The sequence below is a fragment of the Staphylococcus hyicus genome (assembly GCF_000816085.1).
Classification (GTDB): domain Bacteria; phylum Bacillota; class Bacilli; order Staphylococcales; family Staphylococcaceae; genus Staphylococcus; species Staphylococcus hyicus.
The window spans coordinates 1,680,918-1,703,238 of the sequence record NZ_CP008747.1 but is presented as its reverse complement, the minus strand read 5'-3'; the positions used below and the strand labels follow the sequence as shown (position 1 = coordinate 1,703,238).

The window sequence follows — 22,321 nt, the reverse complement described above, 5'->3', positions numbered from 1 at the left end:
ATGACAAAAGTAAACCTCATTGAAAATCCTTATGAATTAAAGGACATCAAAGGTTTGGGACCGAAACGTTTGCAAATTTTAAATGAAATGAATATTTGGAGTATCCAAGATTTAATCCTTCATCTGCCTACGCGTTATGAGAATAATGCGCTTATAGATCTTAATGAAGCGGAAAATGAAGCCATAGTGACAGTGCAAGGTGAGGTGTATTCCTCACCAACTGTCGCTTTTTTTGGACGGAATAAATCTAAACTCACTGTGCATGTCATGATTAATGGTATTGCTGTTAAAGTTGTCTATTTCAATCAACCTTATTTAAAGAAAAACATTCAATTACATCAAACAGTCATCATTAAAGGTAAGTGGTTAAAGCATAAACAAGAGATTAATGGGACTAAAATGATGTTTGATTTAACGCAACATGAAGATGCACAATTCACCCCTATCTACCGTGTGAAAGAAGGTTTAAAGCAAAAGCCGCTCAAAGAAATGATTCAAAAAACGTTAAACGACGTGACCATACACGAATGGTTGCCAATCGAGTTGCGGCAAAAATACAAATTAGAAACTTTAAAAGAGACACTTTATGCTTTACATCATGCTAGAGATAAACAATCATTAATGAAAGCGCGTCGGACATTTGCGTTTACAGAGTTTTTTATGTTTGAATTGCGCATGCAATGGTTAAATCGTCTTGAAAAAACTTCAGATCAAGCTGTAGAAGTTACATATGATATCAACGAAGTAAAACGTTTTATTAATGAATTGCCATTTGAATTAACAGAAGGCCAAAAATCAAGTGTAAATGAAATTTTTAGAGATCTGAAAGCTCCCATTCGCATGCATCGATTACTGCAAGGAGATGTAGGATCTGGTAAAACAGTCGTTGCCGCAATATGTATGTATGCGTTAAAAACAGCGAACTATCAATCTGCGCTGATGGTACCTACAGAAATACTTGCCGAACAACATGCAGAAAGTTTAGCACAATTGTTTGGTGACAAAATGAATGTTGCATTATTAACAGGTTCTGTAAAAGGTAAGAAGAGACAATTATTACTTGAACAATTGGCACAAGGTGAGATTGATTGTATTATTGGTACACACGCGTTGATTCAAGAGGATGTGATGTTTCATAACATTGGTCTCGTTATTACTGACGAACAGCATCGTTTTGGTGTGGAACAACGTCAAAAATTACGTGAAAAAGGGGCGTTAAGTAACGTTCTTTTTATGACAGCTACACCGATACCAAGAACATTAGCGATATCTGTTTTTGGAGAAATGGATGTGTCTTCTATTAAACACTTACCTCAAGGGCGAAAACCAATCGAAACACATTGGGTAAAGCATGATGCTTATGAACAAGTTTTAAACCAACTTAATGATGAAGTGAAAAAAGGACGTCAAGCATACGTCATTTCACCGCTCATTGAAAGTTCCGAACATCTTGATGATGTGCAAAATGTGCTCGCATTGTATGACCGCTTAAAAGTACAACTACCGGATGTACGTATTGGCATTTTACATGGGAAAATGACTTCAGATGAAAAAGATCACGTGATGCATCAGTTTAGCTCGCATGCGATAGATGTTCTTGTAGCGACCACGGTGGTTGAAGTAGGCGTGAATGTACCAAACGCTACATTTATGGTAATCTATGACGCTGATCGCTTTGGGCTTTCGACGCTACATCAATTACGTGGTCGTGTTGGACGAAGTGATTACCAAAGTTATTGTGTATTGATTGCATCTCCTAAAACAGAAACAGGTATTGAACGAATGCAAATTATGACGCAAACAACAGATGGATTTGAGTTAAGTGAACGGGATTTAGAAATGCGAGGTCCTGGTGACTTTTTTGGAGTCAAACAAAGCGGGCTTCCAGATTTTCTTGTTGGTAATATTGTAGAAGATTACCGAATGTTGGAAGTCGCGCGCGATGAAGCGGCAGAGCTGATACAAAGTGGCGCTTTTTTTACAGAAGTATATGCGAAACTACGTCATTTTATCGAAGACAACATGTTGCAACAAAGTTTTGACTAACACTATTAATTAAGCATTAAGTATCGTTAAAATACGGTCTTAATGCTTTTTTAATTTGTGATGATGCTTGCCAAGATACAAAAAGCGTGATTGTAGTTTGGATTAGTGTGTGATGTTTAATTAAATGAAAGTAATTAGGGTGTAAATTTGTACTGCGGAATTGATGATTAAATTATTTTGCAGTTCTACGGTGGCATGGTAGAATAGGATTGAGTCCATTAAGACTTGGTACTAAATCGGGGTGGCAAAAAAATGAAAAGAACTAAAAACGAACGGCGTGAAATGATTCAAAATACAATAGACCAAAACCCCTTTATCACTGATCAAGCATTGAGTGAAATGTATGAAGTGAGTATTCAAACAATTCGTCTCGATAGAAGTCAGTTAAATATTCCTGAACTTAGAGAACGCGTTAAACGTGTCGCGAAAGACCAATACGAAAACATCAGTTCTTTAGAAAATCAAGATATCATTGGTGATGTTGTTGCATTAAAAGCAAATCGTCACGCAAAGTCTATCTACACGATTACAAAACATGATGTTTTCACACGCAATCGCGTGGCAAGGGGACATGTCATTTTTGCACAAGCAAATTCACTTTGTGTGGCATTGGTTCAACACGAATCCGTATTAACGAAAGAAAGTCATATACACTTTGTTAAACCTGTTTATTTAGGTGATGTCGTGATTGCTGAAGCACACGTTGAATATCATGATGATAAATATTATGAAATGACAGTACGCTCATACGTTCATAATACAAAAGTTTTTGAAGGAATTTTTAAAATGTATTACATAAGTGAGGATGAATAACATGATTAAAATTGCTGTGGATATGATGGGTGGAGACGACGCACCAGGTATTGTGTTAGAAGCAGTTGAAAAAGCAGTGAATGAATTTGAGGATTTAGAGATTCTATTATTTGGTGACCAAGCACAATGTACCATTCAACATCCGAGGGTACACATGCACCATACGACAGAAACGATATCAATGGAAGATGAACCTGTACGGGCCATTAAACGAAAAAAAGATAGCTCTATGGTGAAAATGGCGGAAGCGGTCAAAAATGGAGAAGCTATGGCGTGCGTATCAGCAGGTAATACTGGCGCATTAATGTCTGCTGGCTTATTTTTAGTTGGTAGATTGCCAGGCGTTTCAAGACCGGCGCTTGTAGTGACGTTACCAACTGTAAAAGGCAATGGCGTTGTCTTTTTAGATGTTGGCGCAAATGCAGATGCAAAAGCAGAACATTTATACCAAAATGCAATCTTAGGGCACATTTATGCACAAAATGTACGTAATATCGAGAAACCACGTGTAGCATTACTTAATATTGGAACTGAAGCGCAAAAAGGCAACAGTTTAACGAAACAGGCGTATGCACTATTAAAAGATTCAGACATGCTTCATTTTGTAGGGAATATTGAAGCTAAATCTATCTTAGAAGATGACGCCGATGTCATTGTTACTGATGGTTATACTGGAAATATGATTTTGAAAAATTTAGAAGGTATCGCAAAATCGTTTGGAAAAATCATCAAAGGAACATTAATGTCTAAATTAAAAAATAAAGTAGCGCTTTTGATTATGAAGAAAGACATTAAATCGATAGCAAAACAATTGGATTATTCTGAGTATGGAGGTTCCGTTTTATTGGGGCTTGATGGCGTCGTTGTTAAAGCACATGGTAGTTCCAATGCGAAAGCGTTTTATTCTGCAATTAGACAGGCTAAAATTGCTAGCGATTCCAAAATTGTGGACATTATGCGCGAAAAGGTAGGAGAAAAGAATGAGTAAAACTGTATTTATGTTTCCAGGGCAAGGTGCACAAAAAGTAGGTATGGCTGCAGATTTATATCAAGCAGATGAAAATGCGACGCATATTTTAGATCAAGCACAAGCGAGTGTCGACTTTGATTTATTACAAACAATGTTTAAAGACGACCAAGGTGTTTTAGGTCAAACTGAAAATACGCAGCCAGCTTTACTGACGCATAGTATGGCTTTATATGAAGCGATGGGTCGCCCGCGACCAGATTTTACCATTGGTCATAGCTTAGGTGAATATTCAAGTCTTGTTATGAGTGGTGTCCTCAAATTTGAAGATGCTGTTAAAATTGTGCGTCGTCGTGGCGAGTTAATGGCCAAAGCCTTCCCAGATGGAGTTGGAAGTATGGCCGCAGTACTTGGACTTTCATTTGATGAAGTTAAAACGATTTGTGATGCGCTTTCTACAGAAAATGAAATTGTTGAACCAGCAAACATCAATTGTCCAGGACAGATTGTGGTGTCTGGGCACAAATCAAAAATTGACGAATTTGTTGCTAAAGGTAAATCTTTTGGTGCAAAACGCGTCATGCCACTTCAAGTTTCAGGACCTTTTCATTCCTCAATGATGAAAGTAATTGAAGATGATTTTGAAGCTTATACATCAACATTTGAATGGTCTAACGCAAAAGTACCTGTGGTTCAAAATGTGAATGCACAAGGCGAACAAGATGCCGAGATTATTCATCAACACATGATTGAACAATTGTATTCACCGGTTCAATTTATTGCATCTGTAGAATGGCTAATTGCACAAGGTGCAGACCATTTTGTAGAGGTCGGGCCAGGTAAAGTGTTATCAGGCTTAGTTAAAAAAATAAATAGAGATGTTAAATTAACTTCGATTCAAACACTCGAAGATGTAAAGGAATGGTTAAAACATGACTAAAGTAGCATTAGTAACAGGTGCGTCAAGAGGTATTGGACGCAGTATCGCATTACAATTAGCTGAAGAAGGATTTAACGTTGCGGTTAACTATGCAGGCAACAAAGAAAAAGCAGAACAAGTCGTAGAAAGCATAAAGGAAAAAGGTGCAGAGGCATTTGCAATTCAAGCGAATGTAGCGAACCCAGACGAAGTTAAAGCAATGATTAAAGAAGTCGTTAGCCAATTTGGTTCAGTCGATGTTTTAGTCAATAATGCAGGAATTACACGTGATAATTTATTAATGCGCATGAAAGAACATGAATGGGACGATGTCATTGATACTAACTTAAAAGGCGTATTTAATTGTATTCAAAAAGTGACGCCTCAAATGTTGCGTCAAAAAGGTGGCCGCATTATTAACTTGACGAGTATCGTAGGCGCTGTTGGTAATCCAGGTCAAATTAATTACGTTGCCTCAAAAGCAGGTGTAATTGGTATGACGAAAACAGCCGCACGTGAACTCGCTTCACGCCATATTACGGTGAATGCAGTTGCGCCAGGATTTATTGTATCCGACATGACGAATGCGTTAAATGACGATTTAAAAGCCGGAATGAAAGCACAAATCCCGTTGGGTCATTTTGGTGAGGACAAGGATATTGCGCATACTGTTGCCTTTTTAGCTTCAGACAAAGCGAAATACATTACTGGTCAAACGATTCATGTTAATGGCGGCATGCACATGGAATAGAAATGAGATTCGTGAACGGAACGTCAAAGCCTGATTTTGACGTGCGTGGCGATATTTAGTCTATCAAAAGACGTTAAATCTCATTTTAGTACATCATTGAATTACTTATGAAATATATAACCAAAATGCATTAAATCGTATACGCAAAGTGGTATCATTTTAACATCGTAAAATACGGGAGTTTTTGCATGAGAATGGTTGTATTTATGTAGATAAAATGGCAAAATAAAAAAGTCCGGTATTTCATAAATCGAGGAAGGACATTATGACACGTTTCTCGCAATTTGATGAAATACATCGACTTTTAAAGGAGGTGAAACACTGTGGAAAACTTCGATAAAGTAAAAGATATCATCGTTGACCGTTTAGGCGTTGATGCTGACAAGGTAACTGAAGATGCTTCATTCAAAGATGATTTAGGCGCAGATTCACTTGACATTGCGGAATTAGTAATGGAATTAGAAGATGAATTCGGTACAGAGATTCCTGATGAAGACGCTGAAAAAATCAACACAGTTGGAGATGCTGTGAATTACATTAATACACTTGAAAAATAATTCTTTTCATCTGAGTCGTGTTCTCGACTCAGATTTTTTACTAATCATTTATAAAGAAAAAGTGATAAAAACTTTAGTAAACACGTAAATTAAATGGAGGAGACTGAATGGCAAAATTACGAAAACAAACGCTACTTAACGCTTTTGAACATAATTTTAAACTAAAAATGAAGGAACTTGATTTGCCCTTTCGTAATTTAGAGATTTATCAACAAGCTTTTTCACATTCAAGTTTTATTAATGACTTTAATATGGAACGATTAAGTCATAATGAACGATTAGAATTTTTAGGAGACGCAGTATTAGAATTGACGGTATCACGCTTTTTATATGAGAAATACCCTAATGTTCCAGAGGGAGACCTAACAAAAATGCGTGCAACAATTGTGTGTGAACCATCACTTGTAATATTTGCGAATAAAATTAAACTCAATCAACTCATATTATTAGGTAAAGGCGAAGAAAAAACTGGAGGGCGAACACGACCTTCTTTAATTGCAGATGCATTTGAAGCATTTGTAGGCGCACTTTATTTAGATCAAGGGTTAGAAGTCGTAGAACGGTTTGCGAATGCGATTATATTTCCTTATGTTGAAGATAATGCGTTAAGTGGTGTCGTGGACTTCAAAACACAACTACAAGAAATGGCGCATCAATCATTACGTAGTTCTGTATCATATCGCCTGATTAAAGAAGATGGTCCAGCGCATCATCGACAATTTACGTCAGAAGTATTATTAGATAATGAAGCAGTGGCTTCAGGGGTAGGGCGTACTAAAAAAGAATCCGAACAAAAAGCAGCAGAAAAAGCGTTACTGCAACTGACGAATAAGGAGTAACATATGGTTTATTTAAAATCTATTGATGTCGTTGGCTTTAAATCATTTGCAGAACCCACACAAGTCCAGTTTGATCAAGGCGTTACTGCAATAGTTGGCCCTAACGGTAGTGGTAAAAGTAATATTACAGATGCAATCAAATGGGTATTAGGTGAACAATCCGCAAAATCATTACGTGGTAGTAAAATGGAAGATGTTATTTTTTCGGGAGCGAAACATCGTAATGCGCAAAATTTTGCTGAAGTTCAATTACGGTTTGATAATCACAAAGGTTTACTTAATTATGAAGCAGAAGATGTTGTCGTGACACGACGACTTTATCGCAGTGGCGAAAGTGCGTTTTTTATTAATAACGAACGCCAAAGGTTAAAAGATGTTGTAGAGTTATTTTTAGACTCAGGTTTAGGTAAAGAAGCATTGAGCATTATTTCTCAAGGTCGCGTAGACGAAGTACTAAATGCGAAACCAACAGATCGACGCCAAATTATCGAAGAATCTGCAGGCGTACTAAAATATAAAAAGCGCAAAGCTGCCTCTGAGGATAAATTAGAGCAAACAGAAGATAATTTAAATCGTGTAGAAGATATTTTGTATGATTTAGAAGGGCGTGTAGAGCCTCTTAAAGAGGAAGCAGCGATTGCTAAAGAATATCTTCAATTATCGGAAACGTTAAAAGAAAGTGATATAAAAGTGACTGTTTTTGACATTCAATCGTATCAGTCACAAATTCGTACGCATGATCAAGAGCTCAATGACCTTAAAAGTAATCAAGAAACAATTCAATCGAAAAAGTCAGATGTGTCTAGAACGATTCAAAAGACGAAAGGTGAACGATTTCAAATAGATCAACAACTTGAAACTTTAAATCAAACATTAATTCAAGTTACAGAAAATGTTGAAAAATTTACGGGTCAATATAAATTAATTGAAGAACGTCAAAAAAACCAATCACAAACCAATGCGCGTATTGAAGAAGAACAAGAAAATTTGACGCATCATCAACAACAATTGTATCGTCAACGAGATGACGTCAAGGAGTCAATGGATGACTTAAAGCAGAAAAAACAAATGCTTGCTAAACAAATACATGAACTTGAAGTGGCATTTAATAATCGTGATGAGAATCATGAGGAAACGCTTGAAGCTTTAAAAGATGATTACTATGCATGTATGTCTAGACAATCAGAAGTAAACAATGAAATTCGATTTTTAGAACGTACGATAGAAGAACATAAAATTAAACAATCTCGTTTAGATTCGAGATTAGCTGAAGCATATCAGCAGTTAAAAGAAGCACAACAACGGATTGCTGATATTGGCGTTCAAAAGCAAGAAAAAGAAATGCAACTTGACGCGGTTGAAACACAAAATAAGCAACTTGAAGTTCAATTGTCGGACTTAAAAGCGACGCATAAAACGGCTGAAGATAAATTATATCAAGCCTACCGATATACAGATCAATTAAAATCTCGTATTGAAGGGTTACGTTTACGTGATAACGAAATGGCGTATTACTATCAAGGTGTTAAAGCGGTATTAAATGCGACACATCTTGAGGGCATACACGGGGCTGTCGCGCAAAAAATTAATGTGCCATCTCATATGACTGTAGCAATTGAAACCGCCTTAGGTGCCACAATGCAGCATGTCATCGTGGAAGATGAAAAAACGGCACGAAACGCCATTCAATTTCTAAAACAGAAAAAGGCTGGGCGAGCGACGTTTTTGCCTTTATCTGTCATTAAACCTAAACATATTGAAGAAGCGTTAGTAAAAGAAGCATCCACACTTAATGGATTTATTACAGTTGCAAGTGATGCTGTTCAAACAGAAAATACGTACCAACACATCATTGAAAATTTATTAGGGCGCACGATTATTGCGGATACCATTGTCAATGCTAACGCCATTGCTAAAGCTTTGCGCTATAAAATTCGCATTGTGACATTAGAGGGTGATGTTGTTAACCCTGGTGGCTCAATGACGGGTGGTGGCACCCAACAAAAACAATCTATCTTAAGTCAAAAACAAGATATTCAACGTCTTGAATCCCAATTAGAATCATATATTGAACAAACCAAAAGTCTCGAAACACATTGTCAAAACCTAAAACAAAAACAAAATGAATTAAGCGATGCTTATGTCAAAGTCCAACAACAACATAATCATTTGAAACATGCTATTCACGATTTATCTTTAGAACAAGATCGACATCATGAAATAGAGCAACGTCTTAAAGCTGAACATGAAGAATTTGAATTTGAAATGAATGATGGTTATCAGAGAGAGAAAAGTGAGGCCACACTTCAATCTAAGCAACAAGAACATGCTTCATTAGCTTCAAAACTTGATACTTTAAATCAAAAAATACATGCTTTAACAACGCAATCGAAAGAAGATAAAGAAAAACAAAGTACGTTACAACAATCACTTCACCAAAAGCAATCAGATTTCGCTGTCATCAAAGAGCGTCTTAAATCTCAACAGGCGGATCACAAAAGGTTAGATCAAGAACTAGAAACAGTGACGACGCAATTACAAAAATTACAAGAACAATATGAGTTAATCAATTCAGATGATGGTAGTGATGGCGCAACATTGACGTCATTAGATGAGAAAATTCAATCATTGCAAAAGAAAAAACAAAATTTGGTTGATGATCAAGACCATTTACGCCAAAAGCGTTTAGATACTGAACAATTAATTGATTCAAATGAAAAAGCATTAGAAGAAATCCATCAACAATTGTTATCGATTGAAAATCAGTATCAAGATATTAAGTCAGCTCAGTCACGTTTAGATGTACTTATTGATCATGCACTGACGCATTTAGATGAGAAATATCATATGACTTTCCAATATGCTGAAACGCATTTTGCTATAACAGATGAAGACATCTCTTCATTACGTCAAAAGGTGAAACTGACTCAGATGACTATAGATGAATTAGGACCTGTCAACGTAAATGCGATAGACCAATTTGATGAGGTTAACGAAAGGTATACATTTTTATCTACACAACGAAATGATTTACGTGAGGCGAAAAATACACTTGAACAAATCATTGCAGAAATGGATGCAGAAGTGACAGTGCGTTTTAGTAAGACGTTTCATGCAGTTCAAACGCATTTTTCAGACGTATTTAAAGCGTTATTTGGCGGTGGAGAAGCCACGTTAAGTTTAACAGATGAAGATTATTTAACAGCCGGTGTTGATATAAAAGTGCAGCCACCTGGAAAAAAATTACAGCATCTTTCATTACTCAGTGGTGGAGAGCGTGCGTTAAGCGCAATCGCATTACTTTTCGCAATTTTAAAGGTGAGATCTGCGCCATTTGTTATACTGGATGAAGTAGAAGCTGCCCTTGATGAAGCTAATGTAGTGCGTTACGCTCAATTTTTACGTGATTTATCACATGAAACGCAATTTATTGTGATTACGCATCGTAAAGGTACAATGGAAATGTGTGACCGACTCTATGGTGTTACAATGCAAGAATTAGGTGTATCAAGACTTGTAAGTGTTAATTTAAATACAATTGATGATGTCATGAAGGAGGAACAAAGCTAGATGAGCTTTTTTAAACGACTTAAAGACAAATTTAGTGGACAAGACATTGAAAAAGATTTAGGGAAATTGGATGAATTTGAATCTGAACGTAAAAATGAATCCCATGAGGAAGTGGAGTGGCGTGATGAGAATCAAGATTTTCATCGTCAATTAGAATCAAATCATCCGCAACCTGATAATAAAAACGCGCAGTTGTCGCATTCGGAAGTGAAGCAAACACCCCCTAAAAAGAAAAAGTTAAAAGCGAATGAAATTGACTGGAAAGTTCAAAGTTGGGATGATGACTTTGAAGATGATGGCCTGATGTCTATCGAAGAGTTTGAAGAACTTGAGGCACAAAAAATTGGTGCTAAGTTCCGCGATGGTCTAGAGAAATCACGTGAAAATTTTCAAACGCAATTAAACAACTTAATTGCCCATTATCGTACTGTGGATGAAGACTTTTTTGAAGCATTAGAAGAAATGTTAATTCAAGCGGATGTTGGTTTCAATACTGTTATGGAACTTGTGGATGAACTGCGTATGGAAGCAAAACGTCGCAATGTCACTGAAACCGAAGATTTACGTGAAACGATTGTAGAAAAAATGGTTGAGATTTACCATCAAGAAGATGATAAGTCTGAAGAAATGAACTTAGAAGATGACCGTCTCAATGTTATTTTAATGGTTGGTGTAAATGGCGTAGGTAAAACAACTACAATTGGTAAGCTTGCGCATCGCTATCAAGCACAAGGTAAAAAAGTAATGCTTGCTGCTGGTGATACGTTCCGAGCAGGTGCCATTGAGCAACTTCAAGTTTGGGGAGACCGTGTTGGTGTTGAGGTTGTGCGTCAAAAAGAAGGATCAGATCCTGCAGCAGTAATGTATGATGCAATTAATGCTGCTAAAAATAAAGGTGTCGACATTTTAATTTGTGACACAGCAGGACGCCTTCAGAACAAACAAAACTTAATGAATGAGCTTCAAAAAGTGAAACGTGTCATTGGTCGTGCGATCCCTGAAGCACCACACGAAGTCTTATTATGTTTAGATGCCACTACGGGTCAAAATGCCTTAGCACAAGCCAAAGCATTTAAAGAAGTAACAGATGTGACAGGCATCGTATTAACAAAACTTGATGGTACTGCAAAAGGTGGTATTGTCCTTGCGATTCGAAACGAATTACACATTCCAGTTAAATATGTTGGACTCGGAGAAAAATTAGATGACTTACAACCATTCAATGCGGAAAGTTATGTTTATGGTCTGTTTGCTGATATGATTGAACAAAGTGTAACGACAGATGACAACGAAAATGGTGACGAGACGGATGAACGACAATGATTTAATTAAAACAATTCGAATGAACTACTTGTTTGATTTTTATCAATCGTTATTAACTGAAAAACAGCGTAACTATTTAAGATTATTTTACTTAGAAGATTATGCGTTAAGTGAAATCGCAGAAACGTTTGATGTGAGTCGACAAGCTGTTTATGATAATATAAGAAGAACTGGCGACTTAGTAGAAGATTATGAGAAAAAGTTAGGGTTATATCGCCGTTTTACGCGCCGTCAAGAACTCTATGAATTAATGAAGCAAGCGCTTGACCAACCTGAAATATTAAAACGCTATATTAAAGAATTAGAAGACTTAGAATAAGGAGGGGTCACTTAATGGCATTTGAAGGGTTATCCGATCGACTGCAAGAGACGATGCAGAAAATAAAAGGTAAAGGTAAAGTGACAGAGGCGGACATTAAATTGATGATGCGAGAAGTACGCCTTGCTTTACTTGAAGCCGATGTCAACTTCAAAGTTGTGAAAAACTTTGTGAACACAGTGTCAGAACGTGCACTTGGTTCTGATGTAATGAAATCATTGACTCCAGGACAACAAGTAATAAAGATTGTACAAGAAGAATTGACAACGTTAATGGGTGGCGACAATAGTCGTATCACAATGGCGAAAAAGCCACCAACTGTAGTAATGATGGTCGGCTTACAAGGTGCCGGTAAAACAACAACTGCCGGTAAGCTTGCATTATTAATGCGAAAAAAATATAATAAAAAACCATTACTTGTAGCTGGAGATATTTATCGTCCAGCCGCAATCAATCAATTACAAACCGTAGGGAAGCAAATCGATATTCCTGTATATTCGGAAGGCGACCAAGTCCCACCCCAACAAATTGTTGAAAATGCGTTAAAACACGCCAAAGAAGAACATCTTGATTTTGTAATTATTGATACTGCAGGTCGTTTACACATTGATGAAGCATTAATGAACGAATTGCAAGAAGTTAAAGAAATTTCTAAACCTGATGAAATTATGTTAGTTGTTGATGCGATGACAGGTCAAGATGCAGTCAACGTCGCAGATTCATTCGACAAACAACTTGATGTGACAGGTGTCACACTTACAAAACTTGATGGAGATACACGTGGTGGTGCGGCGCTCTCAATTCGTGCTGTTACACAAAAACCAATTAAGTTTGTAGGTATGAGTGAAAAAATGGATGGCTTGGAATTGTTCCATCCAGAACGTATGGCATCGCGTATTCTAGGCATGGGTGATGTATTGAGCCTTATTGAAAAAGCCCAACAAGATGTAGATGAATCAAAAGCAAAAGATTTAGAAAAGAAAATGCGTGATTCATCCTTTACGTTAGAGGATTTCCTAGAACAACTCGATCAAGTGAAAAACTTAGGGCCTTTAGATGACATCATGAAAATGATTCCTGGAATGAATAAAATGAAAGGGATCAACAACTTACAAATGAGCGATAAACAAATCGATCATATTAAAGCAATTATTCAATCGATGACACCAGCAGAACGTGAGAATCCTGCAAAGTTAAATATTTCACGTAAACGTCGTATTGCTGCTGGATCAGGTCGTTCATTACAAGAAGTAAACCGTTTACTAAAACAGTTTAATGATATGAAAAAAATGATGAAACAATTTACAGGTGGAGCTAAAGGTAAAAAAGGTAAACAAAGCCAAATGCAAAACATGCTGAAAGGTATGAATCTGCCATTTTAATGGTTAGAGGAGTAGGAATGAAATCGAAGTGATATCATTTCTACTCCTTATATTTGTGTCCAAACGCTAACGCTTTTTGAGTTGAAATCAAAGTCAAGGTAAATAAAATAGGTGATAACGTTGCCTAATGAAAGCATTTAGCATCATTTTTAAATTGGTAAAGTATTTTCTCTTTACAAACATCGAAAACCCTGTTATTATAATTTCTTGTAGATAACAAAACTATTGAAAATTTAAAGGAGCGTATTATAAATGGCAGTTAAAATTCGTTTAACACGTTTAGGTTCAAAAAGAAATCCATTCTACCGTATCGTAGTGGCTGATGCACGTTCACCACGTGATGGTCGTATCATCGAGCAAATCGGTACTTACAACCCATCTGCAGTCAATGCACCTGAGGTTACAATTAATGAAGAATTAGCACTTAAATGGTTAAAAGATGGTGCTAAACCAACAGATACAGTTCACAACATTCTTTCACGTGAAGGTATCTTAAAAACGTTTGACGAACAAAAGAAAGCAAAATAATTCTAGAGTTCATTAACGTAGGTGAGACGACGAAATCAAATTGAAGTGTTTGATTTTACGTCTCACTTTTTTTGTTTATTATTTTTGAAAGAGGAGGCCCAATCGATGAAAGTAGAAGTGGGTAAAATCGTCAATACACATGGCATCAAAGGGGAAGTCAAAATTCAATCTAATTCAGATTTTACTGATGTACGTTTTCAGCCAGGAGAAATACTTGAAGTGAATGAAAAAGGACAAACCGTGTCACTCACTGTCCGTACACATCGTATGCACAAAGGGCTACATATGTTAACATTTGATGGTTATAACAATATTAATGATATAGAACATTTAAAAGGGCAATCATTATATCAAGAGCGTGACCATAAAGATATCGAATTAGCTGAACATGAATACTACTATTCTGATATTATAGGATGTACAGTATTTGATGGTGCGCGTCCAATAGGGCGTGTCACTGAAATATTTGAGACAGGTGCTAACGATGTATGGGTAGTTAAAGGCGAAAAAGAACATTTAATTCCTTATATTGCTGATGTTGTGAAAGACATTGATATTGAAGAAAAGCGTATCGTCATTACACCAATGGAAGGATTGTTAAATGAATGAGAATTGATTATTTAACGTTATTTCCAGAAATGTTTGAAGGTGTATTCAATGCGTCTATTTTAAAACGTGCACGTGATAAAGAAATTTTACAGACACGTACGATTAATTTTAGAGATTACGCGAATAATAAACATAACCAGGTGGATGATTATCCATATGGCGGGGGTCAAGGTATGGTTTTAAAGCCTGAACCTATCTTTAATGCGATGCGTGATTTAGAGACAACGGATCATACACGAGTGATTTTAATGACGCCTCAAGGTCGCCGTTTTGACCAACAACAGGCCGAGGCCCTTTCAAGAGCAGAACATATTGTTTTTATCTGTGGACATTATGAAGGATACGATGAGCGCATTCGAGAAGCGCTTGTTACAGATGAGTTTTCTGTAGGTGATTTTGTCCTTACAGGTGGAGAATTACCTGCTATGGTTATGACAGATGCCATCGTTCGACTCCTTCCAGACGTGTTAGGAAATCAGGTTTCACACGAAGACGATTCGTTTTCTAGTGGATTATTAGAATATCCGCAATACACGAGACCAAGGGAATTTGAAGGTCATGTTGTACCAGATGTATTACTTTCAGGAAATCATGCACACATCGAAAAATGGCGTCGTGAACAATCATTAAAGCGTACATTAGAAAAGCGACCGGATTTACTTGAACGGTATCCGCTCACAAATGAAGATAAGAAAATTGTAGAATCACACAAAAGAACATTGAAAATGGACTAAAACTTTGCTACAATATTCTGAGTGTGAAATGCACAAAAATCACTATGATCCGCTGCTATTTATTGTCAAGGCAAGAACATAGGTTGAAGGAGAGTATATAAAATGACAAACCACAAATTAATCGAAGCAGTAACGAAATCACAATTACGTGACGATATCCCAACATTCCGTGCTGGTGATACATTACGTGTACACGTACGTATCGTCGAAGGTACACGTGAGCGTATCCAAGTATTCGAAGGTGTTGTAATTAAACGTCGCGGTGGCGGTATTTCTGAAACATTCACAGTTCGTAAAATTTCATCAGGAGTTGGTGTTGAACGTACATTCCCGTTGCACACACCAAAAATTGAAAAAATCGAATTAAAACGTCGTGGTAAAGTTCGTCGTGCGAAACTATACTACTTACGTAGCTTACGTGGTAAAGCAGCACGTATCCAAGAAATTCGCTAATACATGTATAAAGCTTGAATGCACATCTGTTAAAGATGAGGTGTTCAGGCTTTTTTATTATGGATTAACGTACGAATAGGTCTAATGGATGAGCACAAATTACGGCTTCATATGCATGTGGAAAAATTGAAAAAGAGCTATACTATAAAAAATGTACAAAAAAGGGGGTAGGTCTATAAAATACGGGGATTTAAAATACAATAGTAAAATAAAATGAGACTATTTTATTTTAAATTTTGTTAACTTTTCACGATGTGAACGATAACATACGTATTGATGACCGATAAAACTGAAAATAACTTCTATTGTCAGTAGCTTTATCTTTATTATCATTATGAGTAGTGTGGCGTTAAATTTTAAATTGACATTCACATTAGATCACGGCGTATTCAAATGGTTTATGCAACAATTTGGAGAGCCGCATATGGTATTCAACCATGGATTTTTTAACGGGTATATGACATTTGTTGCCACATACGGTGATGTACTTACGTTTGTTATTTTAATTATAATCGGTGCACTTATATTAATGGTAAAAAAATATTATCTATTCGCATTCTGGATGTTAGGAACAGTGGCAAGTGGCGGTATTTTAGGATTTATATTAAAGGATTTTTTTCATCGTCTTCGCCCATATGACCATTTATTAAATGATACAGGTTTTTCATTTCCAAGTGGGCATTCACTCTCAAGCACACTGATTGTCATGTTGTTATTTATCGTGTTTATACCGAAAATCAGTCATCGCCTCGTACGTTGGGGTGCGTTTTCGGTTGTCATGATTTTATGGATAAGTATTTTGTTTTCAAGACTTTATTTTCACGCACACTTTATTACAGATGTCATCGGCGGCGTGACATTTGGCATTTTCTGGGTTAACATGTCTTTAATGTTGTACCGACTTTATAAGTTGAAATTTGATTTACGTAAATATTTTAAACATGCTAAAGTGTTTGAAATTATTTGAATTTGATACAGTGTGCATGTTTAAAATGATTTTAACATACACATACTTCAACAATAAGACGCGACATATAATACAAAGGTGAACAATTGAATGCGCTTTTGAACAAATTTAGGGAGAATAGGCGATTGCATTTCTCGCGCGTGCGTAAATTAAATGTATAACACGCCATTTATAAATGTTCATAATATAAAAAAACAATATGCCTATGTAAATGTGTTTTAGAATTATAAAAACTTAATATTAGCTCTTAACCCAATGATGATTATACAAAATGATAACACCCCCCTTCACCGTAGCAATACTACGCTGAGGGGGGTGTTGTATGAAGCATTTATTAAAAACGGTTGCTTTTTACTAACCATCTTCTATATAACCATGCGCCTCCAATACCGATGATTGTTAATAGAAGTAATAATGGCCAATGCGGAATCGCATAATGCACAGTAAGTTGATGTTCACCTTTGTGAACTTGAACGATTGACTGAATTCCATTACCTTGAGTGATCGCTCTTTTTTCACCATTAACTGATGCATATAAACCCTCTCTGTATGGAATAGGTAATACAAGATAACTCTCTTTTTTAGGGGACATTCTCACGTCTAAACGATGGCGATGCCGTGAAACTTGAACAGGCTCTACTGAATGTTGCGCCTTTTGTAATGTGTGATAATTTTCGCCATAAATGCCTTTTAGTTGAAAACGATAAGTCCCTTTTTTAAGTTTAATGTGTATTTTATCTTGAACAGGAACTCTTACCGTTACAGGTGTGACGAAACGACGGTATTGATAATCTAAGTTAGAGCGACGTTGGTGAAAGTCGTTCACATCTAAGTAGTGTGGTTGGTTGGGGCTTATCAATTCGACATCTAATGCAATGTAATAATCTTTATATTGTGTATTAATAGTATGCGGTAATGTTACAGTGACACCACCATCTGTTTGTTTAACATGTAACGTATTGCCTGACATTTGCGCATCTCGGTTTGTGATGGACGCTTTTGAAACTAAATTAGGGTTCCCATCTATTTGGGCATTAGCTTTTCGTTGATCGGTCACTACCCCTTGTAACATGGCATGTTCACGGTCGATAGGAGATTTTAGCATTTTAGGGTCATAGATGTTTGATGTTAAATGCGCAGCAGGATAATGGATTGTATTATGCGAATGATCCCATGTTGTTGCACCATCTGTGATTCTTTCTCCAACTTTCATACCATAAGGTAAATTGCGATCGGGCGATTTCTTAATACGATCGGTCACACCCCATAGTGCATATAAATTCGCTCGGTTACCCAACATTCGGTACGTACTATTACTATCATACTCCATATTAATTTGCATCGTTTTATCGTAGTATTCAAGGATATTTCCATCAAAAATACTTGAATATAGTGAGACACCATTAAATTTATAAATCATTCCTGCATTTACAGCATAACTGTCCATGTAATCTATACGATCTAAGTCTTTTTGGTGGGACGTAATAGTATTTATCTTTTGTTGCAATGGTTGACTATGGTACTTAGCGGCGTACATATCTTTCATTGTAGATTGGTAATGAGCGATATTGTTCGTATGGTAGTTGATTAATAAAATAAATTGTTGAAGGACAAAAAGTATGATGACAACGGACATAAACCATTTAGAACGTGCGCGACCGCGCCATAACATATAGCCTAAAAGTATTAATATCATTAGGCCAACAATCATCCACCACATAGCGCCACGAGAGAACAATATTGTGAAGACACCCAAAATGACCAAAGGTGACAACGCTTTTAAATAGTCACTTAAAGTTAATTCCGAGAAATGTTTTAACCATAACGCGATTAAAGCACTGGTTGATAAAGCTAATAAATAGACCCAGCGCCGTTGTGGCACTGAAAAACCATTGAAAAAACTATCAAAGTATAGTGAAAGTGAACCAATTAAAATACACCATGTTAAAATTGCGAACATTTTAAAATAATAATATTGATACAGTTTAAATGAACATAATGCGACGATGACAATGAAGGTGAGTGTAATGTAAAACCCATTTGTAAAAATATGGTATTTTTGAGAAAAATCAATAATAGGTGAAATGTTAATTTGATTTAAAGAGCGATCATTATTTAAAAAAGATCGAACACCGGATACAAAGCCAAAAGATGCGATGCAAAAACTTAATAATGTAGCGGGAACCAATAAATATATTTTCTGCCATCGTGATAAGACGTCATTAGGATGTTGAAAAATAATGCGATACGTTAAATAAGTTGTTAAAGCAATTGTCTCATAGTAACTAAAATAGAAATTAGAGTATAAAGTTAAACTTATGGCAAAGATAAAGAGCCCAATTTTTCGTTGTTTTAGAAATCGTTCGATTCCCCATATTGATAATGGTAAGAAAATTAAAATATCCCCGAAAAATGACCAAGTAAAATTAAAATAATATAACACAGAGGATGCACTATATAAAAATGCACCAATAAATCGATATTTACCTCTCAAATGAAACTCACGAAATAAACCATATGTCACGATAAATGTCATCATGCATTTAAAGAAACCTGTAAAAATTTGATTGGCTGGCCAAAATGACATCTCGGTGGGATTTATATGAAATAGCCATTGACCAATCGCAATAAAAATAAAATTTAAATACATCACAACAGATGTTGAATAGTAATATGCTAAATCCATATAGTAATCTCCACCAAGTCCAAGTGAAATGTCATATAAGGAGGAGAAGTGTGTAAAGCGATCATATAAAAATCGTTGGAACGGCATCATTTGCTTAAAGCCATCTCCATTCCCACTGTAAATAAAACCATCTGTTACAAATCGATAAATGACTGGGATGTATACTACAGCCGCCACACCTATAGCCATTAAAATGATTTTAATACATGTCATCAACCTGTTTTTAAAAGATGCTTTCAATCTGATTCACTCTTTCGTTTAATATTCTTTTTGTAAATATATTTAGAAAACCAAAATGCAGAAAAAGCTGAAATAAGAGAAATCATAATCATCGTAAAAAAATAGGGTGGACGATACGTGATTTCAACATTTTTAGCTTGTCTATCTACTGGAATGCCTGTCATAAAGTAATTTACTTTTTCAGGCGCTATAGAATGACCATCAACAGTAGCTTTCATGCCTTTACGGTAAGGTATATTTAACACCATCATACCTTTATCATGATTTTTTAAACCTATTTTTATTTTAGAATGCGCTTCTTGATAGGTGTAATGTTTCTTTTTAGATGCACGATTGAGTGTGTGGTAATCTTCTCCATATAATCCCAATAGGTTAAAATCATACTCGCCTTTAGGTGATAACCCGATATGAATTTTTCCACTTTTATCAGTTTGAGTTCTATAAAGTAAATCATACTGACCAGTTCGATATTTTGAAGCATTAAACAATCGATGATTTTGGTAACCATTCACATCTACCACATGGTTGCTATCTGGACGTCCACGTTTCACATGAATGACGACGTAAAAGTCTTTATATTGTGATTGTAGTGATTTAGGTATTGAAAGTGTCACACCGCCGAATCCTTGTTGAACATTGATTTTCCCTTTATCAACCTGATGGGCTTGATCATAGCGAATCGTTGTGTGATTCAACAAATTAGGTGCAGGTGATGGATAAGACTTTCCTTCACCATCCAATACAACACCGTCAATCATAGCGTGTTCTCGATCAATTGCTGTTTTCAGCTGACGCGCATCATAAAATGTATCGGTGACTTTAACTGCGGGAAGAACGTTTTGATTCTCGTATATGCGATATTGCCCGGCACCACCAATGCGTTTAAAATCATGAGGTACATTATTTTGATAATCTTTCAACATTTGGTATCGGACAGATAATAAACTTGCGAAATTTGCTCGACCTTGCGTTGATTGATAACGGCTCACAGATTCTTCTTTAATATTAATCATCAAGGTTTTGTAGTATAAATCAATGATTTGTTGATCAAATATACTCGAGTATAAACTCAGACCTTTAAAATGTTGATACATAGGCGTGTTGTCTTGCTCATTTACCCGCCAATCTATTCGTTCTTCAGAGGCTTTTTTATGACGTAATTGATTCACTAAATCTTGTTGTAAAGGGGTATGATACAAACTCGCATTAACATAAAAAGTGTTCGCGCGTTTGATGTGATCGTTGTGAAAAATTTGAAAATGGGTAAATACGCTAGACACGAGTATGGCTAATATGATAATGCTTGCACCATAAGCTAACTGTAATGGGTGGCGGTAATGATGTTGTTTTAGAAATAAAGTGATGCCGCCCAATATCCAAACGAAAAGGAGCCAAGGAATCCATACGACGAATTTTTCATACATAATGGCGCTAAGTATTACAAAACTTAAACCTATAAGAGAGGTCCACAAATAAGTGCGTATATGTATTTTTACAAAGTGATACATGTAGCAAGCGATTAATCCACTTGTAGAAAATGCCAATAAATAATGCCATCGCTTTTGAGGTGCTGACAATCCATTAAATAGGCTATCTACAAATGGAATGTATGCGGCGATGATAGTTATAATACTTAAAATAGCAAATAATTTAAAATACATGTGTCGATACAATTTGAAGGTGAGTATTGCTTGAATACTTATAACTAAAATAACAATGAGGTAATTATCAAAGATGATATTTGTATTTTCATTAAAGCTTTCTACCAAAGGGATCGTAGCGTCAAATCGAACGCGTTCATTGTTTAAAAAGCTACGGACACCATGGTAAAAGAATAACAAACTTGAACCTAACCCCAAAATTGAACTAGCAATTAAAGTGAAGATGGCTTGTTTGCGTGACACAATATCTGCATGGTGACGAATCCATAAGCGTAATAAAAAATAGATTAATCCCATTAATAGCTGGTAATAGGCGAAATAAAAATTATTCATGAATGAGAGTGTCACAACAACGATAAATAACCCGACTCTACCCGTTTTTAAATACCTTTCAATACTTGCCCATAATAATGGTAATAAAATAAACACATCACTAAAGAAAGGCCAATAAACAGTAAATCTAAAGTACAAAGGTGAAAACGCAAAGCCGGTAGCAAATATCCATTTAGAAATTGTATTAAGTTTTAGCCAAGTCGCATAATAGTACGTGGCTGCAAGTACAAGTGCACATTTAAAAATGGAAATGATGATCGCATTATGAAACCAAAACATCAGGTGATTGGGTTCAACAAGATGCATGATTTGTAACAATTTTACGGTGAGGACATTGAAAATAAATAAAATGTTAGTCGTAAAATAGTAAGATAAATCTGTGAAAAAATCGCCACCTATTCCAAAATCGGTTGCATAGAAAAAAGTACCTGTTGACCATTTTTCATAAATGTACATTTGAATAGGTATCATTTGTTCAATACCATCGTTAGGACCTGTAAATAAAATACCGTCTTTAAAATACTTATATAATATGTAACTATGTGCAATGATAGCTAATAGTAAAAATGAAAAAAAACGTATGAAACGGTGTTTTATTTTATACATATGATTACCTCACGAATA

General features: G+C 35.9%; 17 protein-coding genes and 1 pseudogene. 16 read left to right on the top strand and 2 right to left on the bottom strand.

What is annotated here, in order from left to right:
- From recG to SHYC_RS07980, 16 genes and pseudogenes are all read left to right on the top strand, one after another.
- A complete protein-coding gene (gene recG / locus SHYC_RS08055; RefSeq protein ID WP_039646107.1) occupies positions 1-2,046 on the top strand; it encodes an ATP-dependent DNA helicase RecG in 2,046 nt (681 codons plus the stop codon).
- 252 nt (positions 2,047-2,298) lie between these two features.
- Complete coding sequence (gene fapR / locus SHYC_RS08050) at positions 2,299-2,859, top strand: transcription factor FapR (protein ID WP_039646105.1); 561 nt, start codon at positions 2,299-2,301, stop codon at positions 2,857-2,859.
- A 1-nt stretch (position 2,860) separates the two neighbouring features.
- On the top strand, positions 2,861-3,847 hold the full coding sequence (plsX, locus tag SHYC_RS08045) for a phosphate acyltransferase PlsX (RefSeq protein ID WP_039646103.1): 987 nt from the start codon (positions 2,861-2,863) through the stop codon (positions 3,845-3,847).
- Positions 3,840-4,766 carry an ACP S-malonyltransferase gene (fabD, locus tag SHYC_RS08040; protein ID WP_039646101.1) on the top strand — a complete coding sequence of 309 codons (927 nt, stop codon included), beginning with the start codon at positions 3,840-3,842 and terminating at the stop codon, positions 4,764-4,766. Before plsX ends, fabD begins: the two co-directional genes overlap by 8 nt.
- Complete coding sequence (fabG, locus tag SHYC_RS08035) at positions 4,759-5,496, top strand: 3-oxoacyl-[acyl-carrier-protein] reductase (protein ID WP_039646099.1); 738 nt, start codon at positions 4,759-4,761, stop codon at positions 5,494-5,496. The genes fabD and fabG overlap by 8 nt, the downstream gene beginning before the upstream one ends.
- 323 nt (positions 5,497-5,819) lie before the next feature.
- Positions 5,820-6,053 (top strand): acyl carrier protein, encoded by a 234-nt coding sequence (locus SHYC_RS08030; protein WP_039646097.1) that lies wholly within the window; start codon positions 5,820-5,822, stop codon positions 6,051-6,053.
- Positions 6,054-6,160: 107 nt separating this feature from the next.
- Positions 6,161-6,892: a ribonuclease III gene (gene rnc / locus SHYC_RS08025; protein ID WP_039646095.1), complete on the top strand. Its 732-nt coding sequence runs from the start codon at positions 6,161-6,163 to the stop codon at positions 6,890-6,892.
- Between the two features lie 3 nt (positions 6,893-6,895).
- Positions 6,896-10,462, top strand: a complete 3,567-nt coding sequence (smc, locus tag SHYC_RS08020) for a chromosome segregation protein SMC (protein WP_039646093.1) — start codon at positions 6,896-6,898, stop codon at positions 10,460-10,462.
- Positions 10,463-11,795, top strand: a pseudogene (gene ftsY / locus SHYC_RS08015) (signal recognition particle-docking protein FtsY); the annotation flags it as partial.
- On the top strand, positions 11,772-12,104 hold the full coding sequence (locus SHYC_RS08010; RefSeq protein WP_039646088.1) for a putative DNA-binding protein: 333 nt from the start codon (positions 11,772-11,774) through the stop codon (positions 12,102-12,104). The pseudogene ftsY and the gene SHYC_RS08010, both read left to right, overlap by 24 nt.
- 14 nt (positions 12,105-12,118) lie before the next feature.
- Positions 12,119-13,486: a signal recognition particle protein gene (gene ffh / locus SHYC_RS08005; protein ID WP_039646086.1), complete on the top strand. Its 1,368-nt coding sequence runs from the start codon at positions 12,119-12,121 to the stop codon at positions 13,484-13,486.
- A 252-nt stretch (positions 13,487-13,738) separates the two neighbouring features.
- Positions 13,739-14,014, top strand: coding sequence for a 30S ribosomal protein S16 (rpsP, locus tag SHYC_RS08000; protein ID WP_039646084.1), 276 nt, complete (start codon positions 13,739-13,741; stop codon positions 14,012-14,014).
- A gap of 105 nt (positions 14,015-14,119) precedes the next feature.
- Positions 14,120-14,623, top strand: coding sequence for a ribosome maturation factor RimM (gene rimM, locus SHYC_RS07995; protein WP_039646082.1), 504 nt, complete (start codon positions 14,120-14,122; stop codon positions 14,621-14,623).
- Positions 14,620-15,357, top strand: a complete 738-nt coding sequence (gene trmD, locus SHYC_RS07990) for a tRNA (guanosine(37)-N1)-methyltransferase TrmD (protein ID WP_039646080.1) — start codon at positions 14,620-14,622, stop codon at positions 15,355-15,357. Before rimM ends, trmD begins: the two co-directional genes overlap by 4 nt.
- A 102-nt stretch (positions 15,358-15,459) precedes the next feature.
- The gene (gene rplS / locus SHYC_RS07985; protein ID WP_037564712.1) at positions 15,460-15,810 is read left to right on the top strand and encodes a 50S ribosomal protein L19; all 351 of its coding nucleotides are present in this window, start codon (positions 15,460-15,462) and stop codon (positions 15,808-15,810) included.
- 334 nt (positions 15,811-16,144) lie between these two features.
- Positions 16,145-16,777 carry a phosphatase PAP2 family protein gene (locus tag SHYC_RS07980; RefSeq protein WP_082021546.1) on the top strand — a complete coding sequence of 211 codons (633 nt, stop codon included), beginning with the start codon at positions 16,145-16,147 and terminating at the stop codon, positions 16,775-16,777.
- A 334-nt stretch (positions 16,778-17,111) separates the two neighbouring features.
- Here the strand turns inward: SHYC_RS07980 and SHYC_RS07975 are convergent, their stop codons facing one another.
- Both SHYC_RS07975 and SHYC_RS07970 read right to left on the bottom strand, forming a co-directional pair.
- Positions 17,112-19,703, bottom strand: coding sequence for a YfhO family protein (locus tag SHYC_RS07975; protein ID WP_231912773.1), 2,592 nt, complete (start codon positions 19,701-19,703; stop codon positions 17,112-17,114).
- Positions 19,700-22,303 (bottom strand): YfhO family protein, encoded by a 2,604-nt coding sequence (locus SHYC_RS07970; protein WP_052257838.1) that lies wholly within the window; start codon positions 22,301-22,303, stop codon positions 19,700-19,702. The genes SHYC_RS07975 and SHYC_RS07970 overlap by 4 nt, the downstream gene beginning before the upstream one ends.
- Between the last annotated feature and the right edge of the window lie 18 nt (positions 22,304-22,321).

Excerpts from the sequence above, each read along its gene's own strand:
- recG (WP_039646107.1), top strand. The coding sequence starts at position 1 with ATGACAAAAGTAAACCTCATTGAAAATCCTTATGAATTAAAGGACATC.
- fapR (WP_039646105.1), top strand. The coding sequence starts at position 2,299 with ATGAAAAGAACTAAAAACGAACGGCGTGAAATGATTCAAAATACAATA.
- plsX (WP_039646103.1), top strand. The coding sequence starts at position 2,861 with ATGATTAAAATTGCTGTGGATATGATGGGTGGAGACGACGCACCAGGT.
- fabD (WP_039646101.1), top strand. The coding sequence starts at position 3,840 with ATGAGTAAAACTGTATTTATGTTTCCAGGGCAAGGTGCACAAAAAGTA.
- fabG (WP_039646099.1), top strand. The coding sequence starts at position 4,759 with ATGACTAAAGTAGCATTAGTAACAGGTGCGTCAAGAGGTATTGGACGC.
- rnc (WP_039646095.1), top strand. The coding sequence starts at position 6,161 with ATGGCAAAATTACGAAAACAAACGCTACTTAACGCTTTTGAACATAAT.
- smc (WP_039646093.1), top strand. The coding sequence starts at position 6,896 with ATGGTTTATTTAAAATCTATTGATGTCGTTGGCTTTAAATCATTTGCA.
- SHYC_RS08010 (WP_039646088.1), top strand. The coding sequence starts at position 11,772 with ATGAACGACAATGATTTAATTAAAACAATTCGAATGAACTACTTGTTT.
- ffh (WP_039646086.1), top strand. The coding sequence starts at position 12,119 with ATGGCATTTGAAGGGTTATCCGATCGACTGCAAGAGACGATGCAGAAA.
- rpsP (WP_039646084.1), top strand. The coding sequence starts at position 13,739 with ATGGCAGTTAAAATTCGTTTAACACGTTTAGGTTCAAAAAGAAATCCA.
- rimM (WP_039646082.1), top strand. The coding sequence starts at position 14,120 with ATGAAAGTAGAAGTGGGTAAAATCGTCAATACACATGGCATCAAAGGG.
- trmD (WP_039646080.1), top strand. The coding sequence starts at position 14,620 with ATGAGAATTGATTATTTAACGTTATTTCCAGAAATGTTTGAAGGTGTA.
- rplS (WP_037564712.1), top strand. The coding sequence starts at position 15,460 with ATGACAAACCACAAATTAATCGAAGCAGTAACGAAATCACAATTACGT.
- SHYC_RS07980 (WP_082021546.1), top strand. The coding sequence starts at position 16,145 with ATGAGTAGTGTGGCGTTAAATTTTAAATTGACATTCACATTAGATCAC.
- SHYC_RS07970 (WP_052257838.1), bottom strand. The coding sequence starts at position 22,303 with ATGTATAAAATAAAACACCGTTTCATACGTTTTTTTTCATTTTTACTA.